This window comes from Streptomyces sp. NPDC048192 (assembly GCF_043202415.1).
In the GTDB taxonomy this organism is placed as follows: Bacteria; Actinomycetota; Actinomycetes; order Streptomycetales; family Streptomycetaceae; genus Streptomyces.
The window spans coordinates 71,505-85,355 of sequence record NZ_JBIDAL010000015.1 but is presented as its reverse complement, the minus strand read 5'-3'; the positions used below and the strand labels follow the sequence as shown (position 1 = coordinate 85,355).

General features: G+C 72.3%; 12 protein-coding genes and 1 pseudogene. 2 read left to right on the top strand and 11 right to left on the bottom strand.

Annotation, left to right across the window (positions count from 1 at the left end; genetic code table 11):
* Window positions 1–50 precede the first annotated feature (50 nt).
* The 5 genes from trmD to ACGFZN_RS29550 form a co-directional block, all read right to left on the bottom strand.
* Entirely contained in the window at window positions 51–884 is an 834-nt protein-coding gene (gene trmD, locus ACGFZN_RS29570) for a tRNA (guanosine(37)-N1)-methyltransferase TrmD (RefSeq protein WP_393861510.1), read from the bottom strand.
* Window positions 881–1,426: a ribosome maturation factor RimM gene (rimM, locus tag ACGFZN_RS29565; protein ID WP_393861509.1), complete on the bottom strand. Its 546-nt coding sequence runs from the start codon at window positions 1,424–1,426 to the stop codon at window positions 881–883. The genes trmD and rimM overlap by 4 nt, the downstream gene beginning before the upstream one ends.
* Window positions 1,427–1,529: 103 nt before the next feature.
* The gene (locus ACGFZN_RS29560) at window positions 1,530–1,769 is read right to left on the bottom strand and encodes an RNA-binding protein (protein WP_003973401.1); all 240 of its coding nucleotides are present in this window, start codon (window positions 1,767–1,769) and stop codon (window positions 1,530–1,532) included.
* A 5-nt stretch (window positions 1,770–1,774) separates the two neighbouring features.
* Window positions 1,775–2,194 (bottom strand): 30S ribosomal protein S16, encoded by a 420-nt coding sequence (rpsP, locus tag ACGFZN_RS29555; protein ID WP_208898581.1) that lies wholly within the window; start codon window positions 2,192–2,194, stop codon window positions 1,775–1,777.
* Between the two features lie 318 nt (window positions 2,195–2,512).
* The gene (locus ACGFZN_RS29550; RefSeq protein ID WP_067130770.1) at window positions 2,513–3,109 is read right to left on the bottom strand and encodes a hypothetical protein; all 597 of its coding nucleotides are present in this window, start codon (window positions 3,107–3,109) and stop codon (window positions 2,513–2,515) included.
* A 523-nt stretch (window positions 3,110–3,632) separates the two neighbouring features.
* Here ACGFZN_RS29550 and ACGFZN_RS29545 point away from each other — a divergent pair.
* Window positions 3,633–4,604, top strand: a complete 972-nt coding sequence (locus ACGFZN_RS29545) for an SAM-dependent methyltransferase (RefSeq protein ID WP_393861508.1) — start codon at window positions 3,633–3,635, stop codon at window positions 4,602–4,604.
* 48 nt (window positions 4,605–4,652) lie between these two features.
* On the opposite strand, the gene ffh is transcribed toward ACGFZN_RS29545, so the two are convergent.
* The 6 genes and pseudogenes from ffh to ACGFZN_RS29515 form a co-directional block, all read right to left on the bottom strand.
* Entirely contained in the window at window positions 4,653–6,203 is a 1,551-nt protein-coding gene (ffh, locus tag ACGFZN_RS29540) for a signal recognition particle protein (protein WP_393861507.1), read from the bottom strand.
* A 136-nt stretch (window positions 6,204–6,339) separates the two neighbouring features.
* A pseudogene (locus tag ACGFZN_RS29535) lies at window positions 6,340–6,585 on the bottom strand (sugar kinase); the annotation flags it as partial.
* A 47-nt stretch (window positions 6,586–6,632) separates the two neighbouring features.
* Window positions 6,633–9,074 carry a [protein-PII] uridylyltransferase gene (locus ACGFZN_RS29530; RefSeq protein ID WP_393861506.1) on the bottom strand — a complete coding sequence of 814 codons (2,442 nt, stop codon included), beginning with the start codon at window positions 9,072–9,074 and terminating at the stop codon, window positions 6,633–6,635.
* Window positions 9,075–9,102: 28 nt separating this feature from the next.
* A complete protein-coding gene (locus ACGFZN_RS29525) occupies window positions 9,103–9,441 on the bottom strand; it encodes a P-II family nitrogen regulator (RefSeq protein WP_086730248.1) in 339 nt (112 codons plus the stop codon).
* On the bottom strand, window positions 9,438–10,781 hold the full coding sequence (locus ACGFZN_RS29520; protein ID WP_393861505.1) for an ammonium transporter: 1,344 nt from the start codon (window positions 10,779–10,781) through the stop codon (window positions 9,438–9,440). The genes ACGFZN_RS29525 and ACGFZN_RS29520 overlap by 4 nt, the downstream gene beginning before the upstream one ends.
* 339 nt (window positions 10,782–11,120) lie before the next feature.
* The gene (locus ACGFZN_RS29515; RefSeq protein ID WP_393861504.1) at window positions 11,121–12,599 is read right to left on the bottom strand and encodes a hypothetical protein; all 1,479 of its coding nucleotides are present in this window, start codon (window positions 12,597–12,599) and stop codon (window positions 11,121–11,123) included.
* A gap of 458 nt (window positions 12,600–13,057) precedes the next feature.
* Here ACGFZN_RS29515 and ACGFZN_RS29510 point away from each other — a divergent pair, with 458 nt between their 5' ends.
* Complete coding sequence (locus tag ACGFZN_RS29510) at window positions 13,058–13,720, top strand: bifunctional DNA primase/polymerase (RefSeq protein WP_393861503.1); 663 nt, start codon at window positions 13,058–13,060, stop codon at window positions 13,718–13,720.
* Window positions 13,721–13,851: the final 131 nt, after the last annotated feature.

Sequence of the window (13,851 nt, the reverse complement as noted above, 5' to 3'; positions counted from 1 at the left end):
CGTGTCCCCCTGTGGCAGGGGCGCACGCCGGACGGGCGCACAACAGCGGCCTATTCTTCCACGCCCTCGGCCCGCCGCCAAAATCGCCCGTACGGCTCGCCCGCCGGGTCAGGCTCCCAGCCCAGGATGGAGAGCATCTCGCGGTCCTTTTTGTCGAAGGCCTTGGGGTCGCAGCGCTCGATCAGGTCCGGCCGGTTGGCGGTCGTACGCCTGAGGGCCTCGTCGCGGCGCCAGCGGGCGATCCTGCCGTGGTGGCCGCTGAGCAGCACCTCGGGGATGTCCCGGCCGCGCCACACGGGCGGCTTGGTGTAGACGGGGCCTTCGAGCAGGCTCGCCATCGCGCCGGGCGCGAAGGAGTCGTCGCGGTGGGAGTCGGCGTTGCCGAGGACGCCGGGCAGCAGCCGTGCCACGGCCTCCGTGACGACCAGGACGGCCGCCTCTCCGCCGGCGAGGACGTAGTCGCCGATGGAGATCTCGTAGACGGGCACGCGCGCGGCGTACTCGTCCATGACGCGCCGGTCGATGCCCTCGTAGCGGGCGGGGGTGAAGATCAGCCAGGGACGCTCGGAGAGCTCCACGGCGAGTTCCTGGGTGAAGGGCCGCCCGCTGGGGGTGGGCACGATCAGCGCGGGGGCCCGGTCGCCGTTCTCGTAGCCGTCAGCGAGGACCGTGTCCAGGGCGTCGCCCCAGGGCTCGGTCTTCATCACCATGCCGGGACCGCCGCCGTACGGTGTGTCGTCGACGGTGTGGTGCCGGTCGTACGTCCAGTCGCGCAGGTCGTGCACCCGTACGTCGAGCTGTCCGCGCGCGCGTGCCTTGCCGACCAGGGAGACGTTCAGGGGTTCCAGGTACTCGGGGAAGATCGTGACGACGTCGAGCCTCATGCGCTGTCTTCCCTCGAGGACGCGATCTCGGCGCGGTCGTCGATCAGGCCCGGCGGCGGGGCGATGACCGCCTTCTGCTCCGCCAGGTCGATGCCGGTGACGATCTCCTCGACGAAGGGGATCATGACCTCGGTCCCGTCCGGCCGCTCCACGATGAACAGGTCCTGGGTGGGCAGGTGCGAGATCTCGGTGATGCGGCCGACCTCCTCGCCGTCCTCGGTGACCACGTCGAGGTCGATGAGCTGGTGGTCGTAGTACTCGTCCTCGTCCTCGGGCAGCTCCTCGGGATCGACCTCGGCGATCAGGAGGGTGTTGCGCAGGGCCTCGGCCGCGTTGCGGTCGGTGACGCCCTCGAAGCGCAGCAGGAGGCGGCCGCTGTGGACGCGTCCCGTCTCGATGGTCAGCGGCCCCGCGGAGGCGGGGTCCGTGGCGAGTACGGCGCCGGGCGCGAGCCGCAGTTCCGGCTCGTCGGTGCGTACCTCGACGGTGACCTCGCCCTTGATGCCATGGGCACGGCCGATCCGTGCGACTACCAGCTGCACGTGTCCAATTCTCCTGTCATCTCCTGCCGGCGTCCTGCTCATACGACTGCGGGCCGGGGACGGCCAGTGGCCCTCCCCGGCCCGAGCCGGTTGCGTTGAAGCGTCAGCGGACGTGGTCCACGTCGACGAGGTCGACACGGACGCCGCGACCGCCGATGGCGCCCACGACGGTGCGCAGAGCGCGCGCGGTACGGCCGTTGCGGCCGATCACCTTGCCGAGGTCGTCCGGGTGGACCCGGACCTCGAGCACGCGCCCGCGGCGCAGGTTGCGCGAGGCGACCTGCACATCGTCAGGGTTGTCGACGATGCCCTTCACGAGGTGCTCAAGCGCCTCTTCGAGCATGCTGCTCAGGCCTCGGTCGACTCGGACTCGGCAGCCGCCTCGTCCTTCTTCTCAGCCTTCTTCTTCTGGGTGATCGCCTCACCCTTGCCCTCGTCGTCACCGCCGAGCGCCTCGAACGACGGACGGGCCGGCTTCGGCTCGGCGGTGAGCAGCGGCGCGGGGGCCGGCTCGCCCTTGAACTTCTGCCAGTCGCCGGTCTTCTTCAGAATGGCGAGCACGGGCTCCGTCGGCTGAGCGCCGACGCCGAGCCAGTACGCCACACGCTCGGCGTCCACCTCGATGACCGACGGGTTGTAGGTCGGGTGGTACTTGCCGATCTCCTCGATCGCCCGGCCGTCACGGCGGGTGCGGGAGTCGGCGACGACGATGCGGTAGTGAGGCGAACGGATCTTGCCCAGACGCTTCAGCTTGATCTTGACTGCCACGGGAGTGGGTTCTCCTGGATTTGACGTGGTTGGGCACGGCGGGACGGCCGCGTGGGGTTGCGGTACCCGAATGCCCGATGGACGCGTCAGCCGGAGGAGAGAGGGGTCCTGTGCGGCTGTCGAGTACAGCTAGCCATTGTGCCATACCCCGCGGGTCGCTCTGTGCCGGGGCCGGCCGCGCTCCGGGCATGCCTGGGCGGCACCCGGCGTGGAGGTGAGGTCACGTCGGGTGCCCTGCCCGGTGCTTGGAGCCGCCGCCGCACGAGCCCACCGGCCGCGTCCCGGCACCCACGAGATGCCGGTGTCCGCGGCCCGCGTTCACGCCGCTCCCGCGACCTCCGGGATCCGGAACGGCTTGCCGCAGCCGCCGCAGACGATCGGGGCCTGGGCCAGGACCGAGGGGACCACCCGGACGTTGCGGCCGCAGTCGCACACCGCCTTGACCCGGACGCCGCCGCCGGAGGAGCCGTGCCGGGCGGCCGGGCCCCGGAAGGTGCGGCTGGTGTCCGAGGAGGTGGCCGCCGTGTGGGCCTTCAGCGCGCGCTGGAGCCGCTCGATCGTCGGGCGGTAGCGCCGCTTGGCCTCGGGGTTGAGCGTGACCAGGGAGAAACCGCTGCTCGGGTGCGGCTCCTCCGGGTGGTCGAGGCCCAGTTCCTCGGCGATGGCCAGGAAACGGCGGTTGTGGTAGCGGCCGGCGCGGGAGGTGTCGCGGATGCCGCGGGCGGCGGCGATGCCGTGGACTGCCTCGTGCAGCAGGCGCTCGAAGGAGAGCTCGTGGCCGCAGGCGGACGAGGACTCTCCGATCAGGGACTCCGGCGCGGCGAGGTCCGGCAGCTCGGGGTGGTACCGCTGAATGTCGGCCCACGCCTGCGCCAGCTCCGCGGCGAGAACAGGTGGTGTCTGTGTCGTGCTCACGTAATGACAACGAGCGGGATCTCGAATGTGTTCCTATTCCGGGGCCATCTCAAATAATTTGCACGTACCCGTCAGTTGCCGCTGATGCGTCCGGACGAGGGCGGGTGCGCTGATCTGCGGAGAAGCCTCACAGCTCCTACCAAGCTGGTGCGTAGTCCGCCGTACGCCGCGGCCATTAGTGCCCGGTGCGGCAGGGGCCGGCTGGTGCGCAAGAGGTGTTTCGGCCGCTCTGGTCGCGAGGCCTCACCTCGGTCAGCGTCCGTGACGCGCGTGACGTTACCGCGCGCCGTCCGACCTCCCGGAACCGGCCCGTTCCCCGGAGCGGACACCGTACGGCCGTCCAGGTTGCGGGCACATGAAATCTCGCCACACCGGCATCCGGACCCCAAGCCGGGCCCCACGCCCCCTGGACGGGGCAGCGAGCCGGGAGTTACCTGGCATACGTGGGAAGTGCGCGCGCACGGCACGGGGGCCACGCAACCGGACACAGCGGTGAACTGTCGGCGGATTGGGGCGCTTACCTATGACACCTACGCTCGTGCGACAGCACGTGGCCCATGCGGCACCCCGCGTGGACCTGTGCGCACGCGCGCGTGACTGGTCCGAGATCCAGGAGCGGATGCTGGTGCCGCTCTACGAAGCCGTCCACGAACGACTCGAAGTGGGCCCCGGCACGCGGCTGCTGGGCCTGCGCTGCGGCGCCGGGCTCGCCCTGCTGCTGGCGGCCGGCAGAGGGGCCGAGGTCACCGGTGTCGACGCCGCCTCCCCCGAGCGGCTCGCCCTGGCCCGCGAACGGCTGCTGCCGGGCGCCGCACGCGGCGCGCACGGGAGCGCCGCCACCGGGCCCGGGAAAGCCGACGGGCGCGGGCCGCGCGGCGGGAGCGGCGCCGGTGAAGGCGGTGCGTGCGCTCAGCGGGGCGGCAGCGGGTCGGGCGGCCGTGCACGCGCGCGTGGCGCGCGGCTCGTCGGCGGCTCGCCCCGTGACGCGGCCGGCCCGGGGGACTCCCCGTACACCCTGGTGACCGTCTTCGAGCCGGTCGGCTGCCTCGCGGGCGACTCCGAGGGGCTCGGTGAGCTGCTGGCGGAGGCGCTGCCGCTGGCCGCGCGCGGGGCCGCCGTGGTGCTGGCCGGCTGGGGGCCGCCGGAGCGCTGCGCCACCTCCTCGGTGCTGCGGGTGGCGACGAAACTGGCCGATCCTTTGCGCAGCGCGCGCAGCTGGCGGCCCGCCCGGCGGGACGACCTGGAGGAGGTCGCGCAGCGGGCGGGGCTGAAACCGGACGGCTCGGGACGGGTGGCCTGTCCGTTCGGGTACGCCGACACCGACAGCGCGGTACGGGGGCTGCTGTCGACCGGGCTGTTCGACGCGGCGATCGCGGCGACGGACGCCAAGCAGGTCGACAAGGAGCTGACGGAGGCCCTTCATCCGTACCGGCGCGCCGACGGGACCGTGTGGATGCCGAACGTCTTCCGTTACCTCGTCGCGCGCGTGCCCTAGACCTGGCGGCCTTGGGTCACGCGCGCGTGGAGGTGGACGCGGGGCCGCTCAGCCCATGAACTTCTTGAACTCGTCCGGCAGCTCGAAGTCCTGGCCGCCCTGCTGCGGCAGACCGAAGGCGTTGCCGCCCTGCGCGGCGGCCTCGCGGCGCTGGGCCGCCTCCAGCTCCTGCTGCTTGCGCTTCATCGGGTTGCCGGAGCGCTGCTTGCCCTTGGCCTTCTTCGGCTGCTTCTTCGCCCGGCCGGGGCCGCCGCCCATGCCGGGGAGCCCCGGCATGCCCGGCATGCCGCCGCCCTGGGCCATGCGGGACATCATCTTGCGGGCCTCGAAGAACCGCTCGACCAGGTTCTTCACCGCGCTGACCTCGACGCCGGAGCCCTTGGCGATACGGGCGCGGCGGGAGCCGTTGATGATCGTCGGGTCCTGGCGCTCGGCCGGGGTCATCGACTTGATGATCGCGGCGGTGCGGTCGACGTCGCGCTCGTCGATGTTGTTGATCTGGTCCTTGATCTGGCCCATGCCGGGGAGCATGCCGAGCAGCTTGGAGATGCTGCCCATCTTCCGGACCTGCTCCATCTGGGCCAGGAAGTCGTCCAGGGTGAAGTCCTGGCCCTTCTTGGACGCCAGCTTCGAGGCCATCTTGGCGGCCTCTTCCTGGCTGAAGGTCTTCTCCGCCTGCTCGATCAGGGTGAGCAGGTCACCCATGTCGAGGATGCGGGAGGCCATCCGGTCCGGGTGGAAGGCGTCGAAGTCGTCGAGCTTCTCGCCGTTCGACGCGAACATGATCGGCTTGCCGGTGATCTGCCGGATCGACAGGGCGGCGCCACCGCGGGCGTCGCCGTCGAGCTTGGAGAGCACCACGCCGTCGAAGCCGACGCCGTCGCGGAACGCCTCGGCGGTGTTGACCGCGTCCTGACCGATCATCGCGTCGACGACGAACAGGATCTCGTCGGGGCCGACGGCGTCCCGGATGTCCGCGGCCTGCTGCATCATCTCCTGGTCGATGCCCAGGCGGCCGGCGGTGTCCACGATCACGATGTCGTGGACCTTGGACTTCGCGAAGTCGATGGAGTCCTTGGCGACCTTCACCGGGTCGCCGACGCCGTTGCCCGGCTCGGGGGCGTACACGGCCACGCCCGCCCGCTCGGCGACGACGCTGAGCTGGTTGACGGCGTTCGGGCGCTGGAGGTCACAGGCGACCAGCAGCGGGGAGTGGCCCTGCTCCTTGAGCCACTTGCCGAGCTTGCCCGCGAGGGTGGTCTTACCGGCACCCTGCAGACCCGCCAGCATGATCACGGTGGGCGGCTGCTTGGCGAAGCGCAGGCGCCGGGTCTCGCCGCCGAGGATCGTGACGAGCTCGTCGTTGACGATCTTCAGGACCTGCTGGGCCGGGTTCAGCGCCTTGGAGACCTCGGCGCCGAGGGCGCGCTCCTTGACGTTCTTGATGAAGGAGCGGACGACGGGCAGGGCCACGTCCGCCTCGAGGAGCGCGATGCGGATCTCGCGTGCCGTGGCGTCGATGTCCGCCTCGCTGAGGCGCCCCTTGCCGCGGAGATTTTTGAAAGTCGCGCTGAGGCGGTCGGAGAGGGTATCGAACACGGTGGCGTCGGTCCTCGAGGTCGGGGTCGGTTCGGGCTGCCCTCCAGGGTATCCGCCCGCGCGACCAATCCGTCCGCGCCCGCCCGCACCGGTGAGCGCGGGAGCGGGACGCGGGCGGCCGGCACCGGCTGTGCGGGGCCGCCGCGAGCGCGGTCCTCAGGCCGAGCCGGGCCAGGGCGGTGGCCATGCTGGCGACCCCGCCGGGGCTGGAGCCCATGCGCCTGGCCCAGGACTCGGTGCCGCGCACCGGCGCCGAGTCCAGGCCGGTGAAGACGATGTCGAGGAAGACCGTGACCGTCAGACAGACGTCCCAGGGCGGGTCCCCGGGCACGCGCAGCGCGGCGAGCGGATCGACCTGGGCCTGCCGGCGTGCGGCGGGCACGGACCGCGTGCCGGGGAGGCCTGCTCCCGCACCCGCCGAGCAGGGGTTCACGCCCGCAGCGTCTCCTCCAGCACGCGTGCCAGCGACCCCGCGTCCTGAGCCGGCAGCGGCTCCCCTGCGCCGGTGGTGACGTAGAAGGCGTCCACCGCGTTGGAGCCCAGGGTCGACACGTGCATGCTGCGTACCCGCACGCCCGCCTTCTCCAGGGCCATGCCGATGCGGTGCAGCAGGCCGGGAGCGTCCTGGGCCCGGACCTCGATCACCGTGGCGTGGTGGGAGGCGGCCGGGGCCACCGTCACCCGGGGCGGCGGGGCGGTCCAGCCGCGGCGCCTGGGATAGGCCGCGTCCCGTTCGGCGAGCCGCCCGGCGATGTCCAGGCTGCCGTCCAGGGCGCGGACGAGGTCGGCGCGCAGCCGGGTGGCCTGGGGCAGGGAGCCGTACTCGGCGGCCACCCGCCAGTTGAGCAGCAGCACCGAGCCGTCGTCGACGTCGTCGGGCAGGCGCACGGCGCGGAGTTCCGCCGTGCGGACGGTGAGGCGGTGGACGGCCAGGACGCCGGCGACGGCGGGCAGGACGGCGGGCTGGTCGGGTACGGCGATGAGCAGCTCCACGCCGAGGGGTTCGCCGGAGGCCTCGGCCTCGGTGGCCGGCTCCGTCTGGGCGCGCAGCGCGAGGACCGGGCCGCCGGTGCGGAACGCCTCGATCGCGAGCCGCTCCTGTTCGGCGGTGGGCGCGGCGGGTTCCGGCTCGCCGGGGGCGTCGCCCGCGAGCACGGCACGGACGCGCCGGACCAGGTCGGCGACGAGGGAGCCGCGCCAGGTGGACCAGGCGGCGGGTCCGGTGGCGAGGGCGTCGGCCTCGGTGAGGGCGTGCAGCAGCTCCAGGGTGCTCGGGGTGCCGACGGCCTCGGCGACCGAGCGGACGGTGGCGGGGTCGTCCAGGTCGCGGCGGGTGGCCGTCTCGATCAGCAGCAGGTGGTGGCGGACCAGCAGGGACAGCACGGTCACGTCCGCGCGGTCGAAGCCGATGCGCGCGGCCACGTCCTTGGCGATGATCTCGCCGGCCACGGAGTGGTCGCCGGGCCAGCCCTTGCCGATGTCGTGCAGCAGGGCGGCGACGAGGAGCAGGTCGGGGCGGCTGACACGGCGGGTGAGTTCCGAGGCGCGGACGGCCGTCTCGATCAGGTGCCGGTCGACGGTCCAGATGTGGACGGCGTTGCGCTGCGGGCGGCAGCGGACCCGCTCCCAGTCCGGCAGCATGCGGCTGATCAGGCCCTCGGCTTCCAGCGCTTCCCAGACCTCCACGGTCGGGCGGCCGGAGCCGAGCAGGGTGACCAGCTGCTCGCGGGCCTCGGCGGGCCAGGGCGTGGGCAGGGGGCGTGCGGTGGCGGCCATGCGCCGTACGGCGTGCAGGGAGAGCGGAAGGCCGGCCTGCGCGGCGGCGGCCGCCGCGCGCAGCGGAAGCACGGGGTCGCGTTCGGGGCGCGCGGTGCGGGCGAGCACCACCTCGCCGTCCTGCTCCACCACGCCCTCGGCCAGCGGCGACCGCTCGGCGACGGGCTTGCCGCCGCCCAGCATGGCGCGCAGGCGCGGACGGACGGCGCGCGACCGCAGCACGCGCCCCACCTCTCGCCAGGTGACGTCGCTGGCGTACGACACGACGCCGGCGGCCTCGTAGACCTGCCGGAGCAGGGTGTCGGCGTCCAGCAGGCCCAGTTCGGCCGCCACCTGGTCCTGTTCCTGCAGCGCGAGCCGGTCGGTGGCGCGGCCGGTCACCAGGTGCAGCGCGTCCCGTACGTCGAGCAGCCGGCGGCGCGCGTCGGCGAGGCCCTCGCGCGGGGCGTCGGCCAGCCAGGACGCGGCGACGGCGCGCAGCGCGGTGGCGTCCCGCAGGCCGCCGCGCGCCTCCTTGAGGTCGGGTTCCAGCAGGTACCGCAGTTCGCCCTGGCGCACGGCGCGCTCGGCGCACAGTTCCTGCAGTTCGGGCAGGCGTTTGGGGGCCTGGTTGCGCCAGTCGGCGAGGACGGCCGTGCGCAGGCCGGCGGTGAGCCCCAGGTCGCCGGCGAGATGGCGGGCGTCCAGGAGACCGAGGTGGACCTTGAGATCGTCCCCGGCGGTCTTGCGGGCCTCGGCCGGGGTGCGCACGGAGTGGTCGAGGGCGATGCCGAGGTCCCACACGGGATACCACAGGCGGTCGGCGAGGGCGGCGACCGCGCCGGGGTCGGAGCCGTCGTGGAGCAGCAGGAGGTCGAGGTCGCTGCGCGGGGACAGCTCACCCCGGCCGTAGCCGCCGACGGCGACCAGGGAGACTCCCGCCCGTCCCGCGGCCGCCGCCGTGAACAGCCCGGCAAGCCAGTCGTCGGTCAGCTCGGCGAGGGCCGAACGGCGCGGCGGCCCGGACCGCGCCCCCTCGGTGAGGAGGCGCAGCCGGGCCGCCGCGTAGCCGCTGGGTCCCGAGTCCTCTGCCATGCGCTCGTCCGTTCCCGTCACCCGGCGACTCCCGTTCTCGAAGTGGTGCTCAGAGCGCGTCCGGACCGCGCTCGCCGGTGCGGACCCGTACGGCCGTGTCGACCGGCAGGGACCAGACCTTGCCGTCACCGATCTTGCCGGTGCGGGCGGCCTTCACGACGACCTCGATCAGCTGCTCGGCGTCGTCGTCCTCGGCCAGCACCTCGATGCGGATCTTGGGGACCAGGTCGACGGTGTACTCGGCGCCGCGGTAGACCTCGGTGTGGCCCCGCTGACGACCGTAACCGCTGGCCTCGGTGACCGTCAGACCGTGCACGCCGAATGCCTGCAGGGCCTCCTTGATCTCGTCCAGCCGGTGCGGCTTGACGACGGCGGTGATGAGCTTCATGCGTCCACCTTCTTGGTCTGCGTGGCGGCCAGGGACGGGGCGTGGGCGGCGGAGCCGAGGACGCCGCCGCCGGCGCCGCTGAAGTCGTAGGCGGTCTCGGCGTGCTCGGCCTGGTCGATGCCGGAGATCTCCTCGTCCTCGGTGACCCGCATGCCGATCGTCTTGTCGAGCAGGAAGGCGAGGACCGCGGAGACGACCAGGGAGTAGGCGAGGACCGCGCCGACTCCGGCGCACTGCTTCCACAGCTGGGTGAAGGAGTGGTCGCCGTAGAAGACGCCGGTCGCGGTGGACTGGCCCTTGCCGGTGGCGAAGAAGCCGATCAGCAGGGAGCCGAGGATGCCGCCGACCATGTGGACGCCGACGACGTCGAGGGAGTCGTCGTAGCCGAACCGGAACTTCAGGCCCACGGCCGCGGCGCAGGCGACACCGGCGATGGCGCCGACCGCGATCGCGCCGAGCGGGGAGACCGCGCCGCCGGACGGGGTGATCGCGACCAGGCCGGCGACCGCGCCGGAGGCGGCGCCCAGCGTGGTGAACGCGCCGTGGCGGATCTTCTCGTAGGCGAGCCAGGCCAGCATGGCGGCGGCCGTCGCGACCTGCGTGTTGACGAACATCAGCGCGCCGACGCCGTCGTCGTTGCCCAGCCAGGAGCCCGCGTTGAAGCCGAACCAGCCGAACCACAGCAGGCCCGCGCCGAGCATGACCAGCGGGAGGCTGTGCGGGCGCATCGGGTCCTTCTTGAAGCCGACGCGCTTGCCGATGACGAGGATGACGCCGAGGGCGCCGGCGCCCGCGTTGATGTGGACCGCCGTACCACCCGCGAAGTCGATCACACCGAGCTTGTACGCCCAGCCGTCGGCGCCCCAGACCCAGTGGGCGACCGGGACGTAGACGATCGTGAGCCACAGGGCGATGAACAGCGCCCAGGCCGAGAACTTCACGCGGTCCGCGAGGGCGCCGCTGATCAGGGCCGGCGTGATGATCGCGAACATCATCTGGAAGACCATGAACACGAAGACCGGAATCGTGTAACCGGGCCACAGCTCGGTCAGGCCGATCCTGCGCAGGCCGAACCAGTCGGAGTCCCAGCCGATCAGGCCGTTGTGCGTGCCGAAGGCGAGGGAGAAGCCGTAGAGCACCCAGAGGATGGTGACGATGCCCATGCTGATGAAGCTCATCATCAGCATGTTCAGGGTGCTCTTGACGCGGACCATGCCTCCGTAGAAGAAGGCGAGACCCGGCGTCATGATCAGGACCAGGGCGGAAGCAATGAGCATGAAGCCTGTGTTCGCGGCAGACAGCTTGGGTGCCTCCGCGGCAAGCGTGATGGCTGGTGCCATCGGCGTCTCCTCGTCGGTTGGTACGGCCCCGTGCGGGCGGTGCCTGAGCGGTCCGGCGGGTCGTGGGGTGGGCCGGTTATGCGCCATGAGAGTGACGCAGCGCGGTTTCGGTCGAAGCCCCTCGTTGTTTCACCGGGGTGACGAAGACACCGGGCGTGTTACGCCTCCATGAACTGCCGGATCCCAGCCGTGCCGGCCGTTATCGTGACGCAACCTGGTCCGGAGATCGCGCCGGACACACAGGCCGGCCGCGGCGGCCTCTCCGATGACCTGGCGTGGGGGAGCCGAGTCGGGCAGTTCGGGAGGACCGGCCGCGGCCGGGGAGGGGGTGCCGGGTGGTCAGACCGCTTCGGCGGCCTCCGGCAGATCGGCGGCGAGCCGATCGGTGAGGTCGACCACGGCAGCGAGATCGCCGTAGTCGCGGACGGCCGCGTCGACCGTCTTTCGGATACGAGTGTTCACACGCTCGGAGCGGACCTTCTTGGCGATGTCCATGGCCTGCTCGGCGTAGGCCGTGCTCTGCTCGGGCTCGCGCCTCAGCAGGTGCACGGTGGCCATGCCGATCAGATTGAGCGCGTACGACCGCTGGTGCTCGCCGTCCTCGGCGAACAGCCGCACCGCCTTCTGCATGAGCGGCTCGGCGAGGGAGGCGTAGGTCGGGCTGCGTCCGGCGACGTAGGCGAGGTCGCGGAAGGAGTGGGAGTTCTCGCCGTACAGCTCGGCCTCGGAGAAGAAGCGGATCCAGTCGGGGTCCGGCTCGTCCCACTCGTCGGCCTCGGCGAAGGTGTCCTCCGCCATGCGGACCGCGCGCTTGGTCTTGCCGGGCTGGCCCATGTTGGCGTAGGCGCGGGCCTCCATCGCATACAGCATGGACAGGGTGCGCGGGCTGGCGCAGTCCCGGCTGCCGTACTGGGCGAGGTGGATCAGCTCCAGGGCGTCCTCGGGCCGGCCGAGATGGATCATCTGGCGGCTCATGCTGGAGAGGATGTACGAGCCCAGCGGCCGGTCGCCGGCCTCCTTGGCCGCGTGCAGGGCGAGGACGAAGTACTTCTGCGCGGTGGGCTGGAGGCCGACGTCGTAGCTCATCCAGCCCGCCAGTTCGGCGAGTTCGGCCGCGACCTTGAAGAGTTTGCGGGTGGTGGCCTCCGGTTGCGGCTCCTGGAGCAGGTCGGTGACCTCGTGCAGCTGGCCGACGACCGCCTTGCGGCGCAGGCCGCCGCCGCACTGGGCGTCCCACTGGCGGAACATCCGCGTGGTGTGCTCCAGCAGCTCCAGCTCGGGCTTGGACAGCCGGCCGGGCCGGCGGGCGTCGAGGACGGGCTCGGGCTCGGCGGGGACCGGGGAGGCGGGGCTCGGCACGAGCCAGCGCTGCATGGGCTCGATGAGGGACGGGCCGGCGGACAGCGCCAGCGAGGCACCGAGGAAGCCCCGCCGGGCCAGCATCAGGTCGCTGCGCGAGAACTCGCCGAGGAGGGCGACCGTCTGCGGGGCCGTCCAGGGCAGGTCGACTCCGGACGCGGAGGGGGTGGGGCGGGCGGCGCGCAGGCCGAGGTCCTCGATGGAGACGACGCAGCCGAAGCGCTCGGAGAACAGCTCCGAGAGGATGCGCGGGATCGGCTCGCGCGGATTCTCCCCGTCCAGCCAGCGGCGCACGCGCGAGGTGTCGGTGGAGATGTGGTTGGCGCCCAACTGGCGCGCCCGGCGGTTCACTTGGCGAGCCAGCTCGCCCTTGGACCAGCCGCTGCGCACGAACCACGACCCGAGCAGCTCGTTGGGGCGCTTGTCAGCGTTCGTCCCGCTACCGCCGTTGCCGCCCACTGGAACGCCCCCATCCCTGAGACCACTTGTCGTCGAGTGCGCCAAGCCCTATCAGAATGCCGGTAAATACGGCCTGCTGTCCGCCGGTTCTCACCCTTCGAACGAGCTGACGACTCGCCTCCGGCATACCCATGGACGCATATGCCGATCCGACTCGCACACTCACAGTAATCCTACGATCACCCGTCCAGCCACGGGGATCCCAGAATCGCCACCATTCGCCACCCCTTCGAATGAACTCACGATGGCCGCCACGCGATTCACTTGACATAGGACGGCCGGAAGTGGGCGGAGTGGTGCGCACCGGGGGCGTGAAGGCCCTGACGCGCCACCCGTTGTGCCTCAAGGCGCCGCCTTGCGTTCGCGTCGGCAGGGGAAGGCGGAGCCGTAGCGTCACGTTCCGCTTCCGTCTCGTTCCGTGGCGTAACCACCGGCGCGCTGGACCCGTTGGAGGGGGCATGGGCTTCACGATCGGCGGCATTCGCGAGATTCGTTCCGGTACGCGTCGGCGCGGCCGTTCGTCGGAGTGCACCGCCGTCGCCGAGTTCACCGGCCTGTGGGGCTGGGACGTGGTGCCGGGGGCGCGGGCCGCGGCGGGCGCCTGCTCGTGCGGACGCGCGGACTGCCCGGCGCCCGGCGCGCACCCGCTGGACTTCGCTCCCCCGGTGCCGGCCGGGGCCACGCTCGACGAGGTGGGCAAGGCCTGGGCGGAGTTCCCGGGCGCCGCGGTGATGCTGCCGGTGGGCCGGGCGTTCGACGTCATCGAGGTCTCCGAGGCCGCCGGCCGCCGCGCCCTGGCCCGCCTGGAGCGGATGGGACTCCCCCTCGGCCCGGTGACCGCGACCCCGGACGGCCGCGCCCACTTCTTCGTCGCCCCCGGCGCCGCCGCGGAGCTGCCCCGGCTGCTCTACCGCATGGGCTGGGACGATCCCTCGGCCCTGGACCTGCGCGGCCTCGGCCCCGGTACGCACATCACCGCGCCGCCCTCCGACCGGGGCGGCCTCGGCCCGGTGCGCTGGCTGCGCCCGCCCGCGCTGGACTCGGCGACCCACCCGCCGGCGGCCCGGCTGCTGCTGGGCACGCTGGCGTATGTGGCGCACCGGTCACGGGCGCGGGCGTAACCCCGGCACGGCGGCCATCGACCACTCAGCGCCGAGGCAGCACCCCCGGAGCAATCCCGCTGCACCATCACGCCCCCAGCCGGCGCAACCACCAATTGAGCCACCACGACGGCGAGCCACCACCTCCGCGA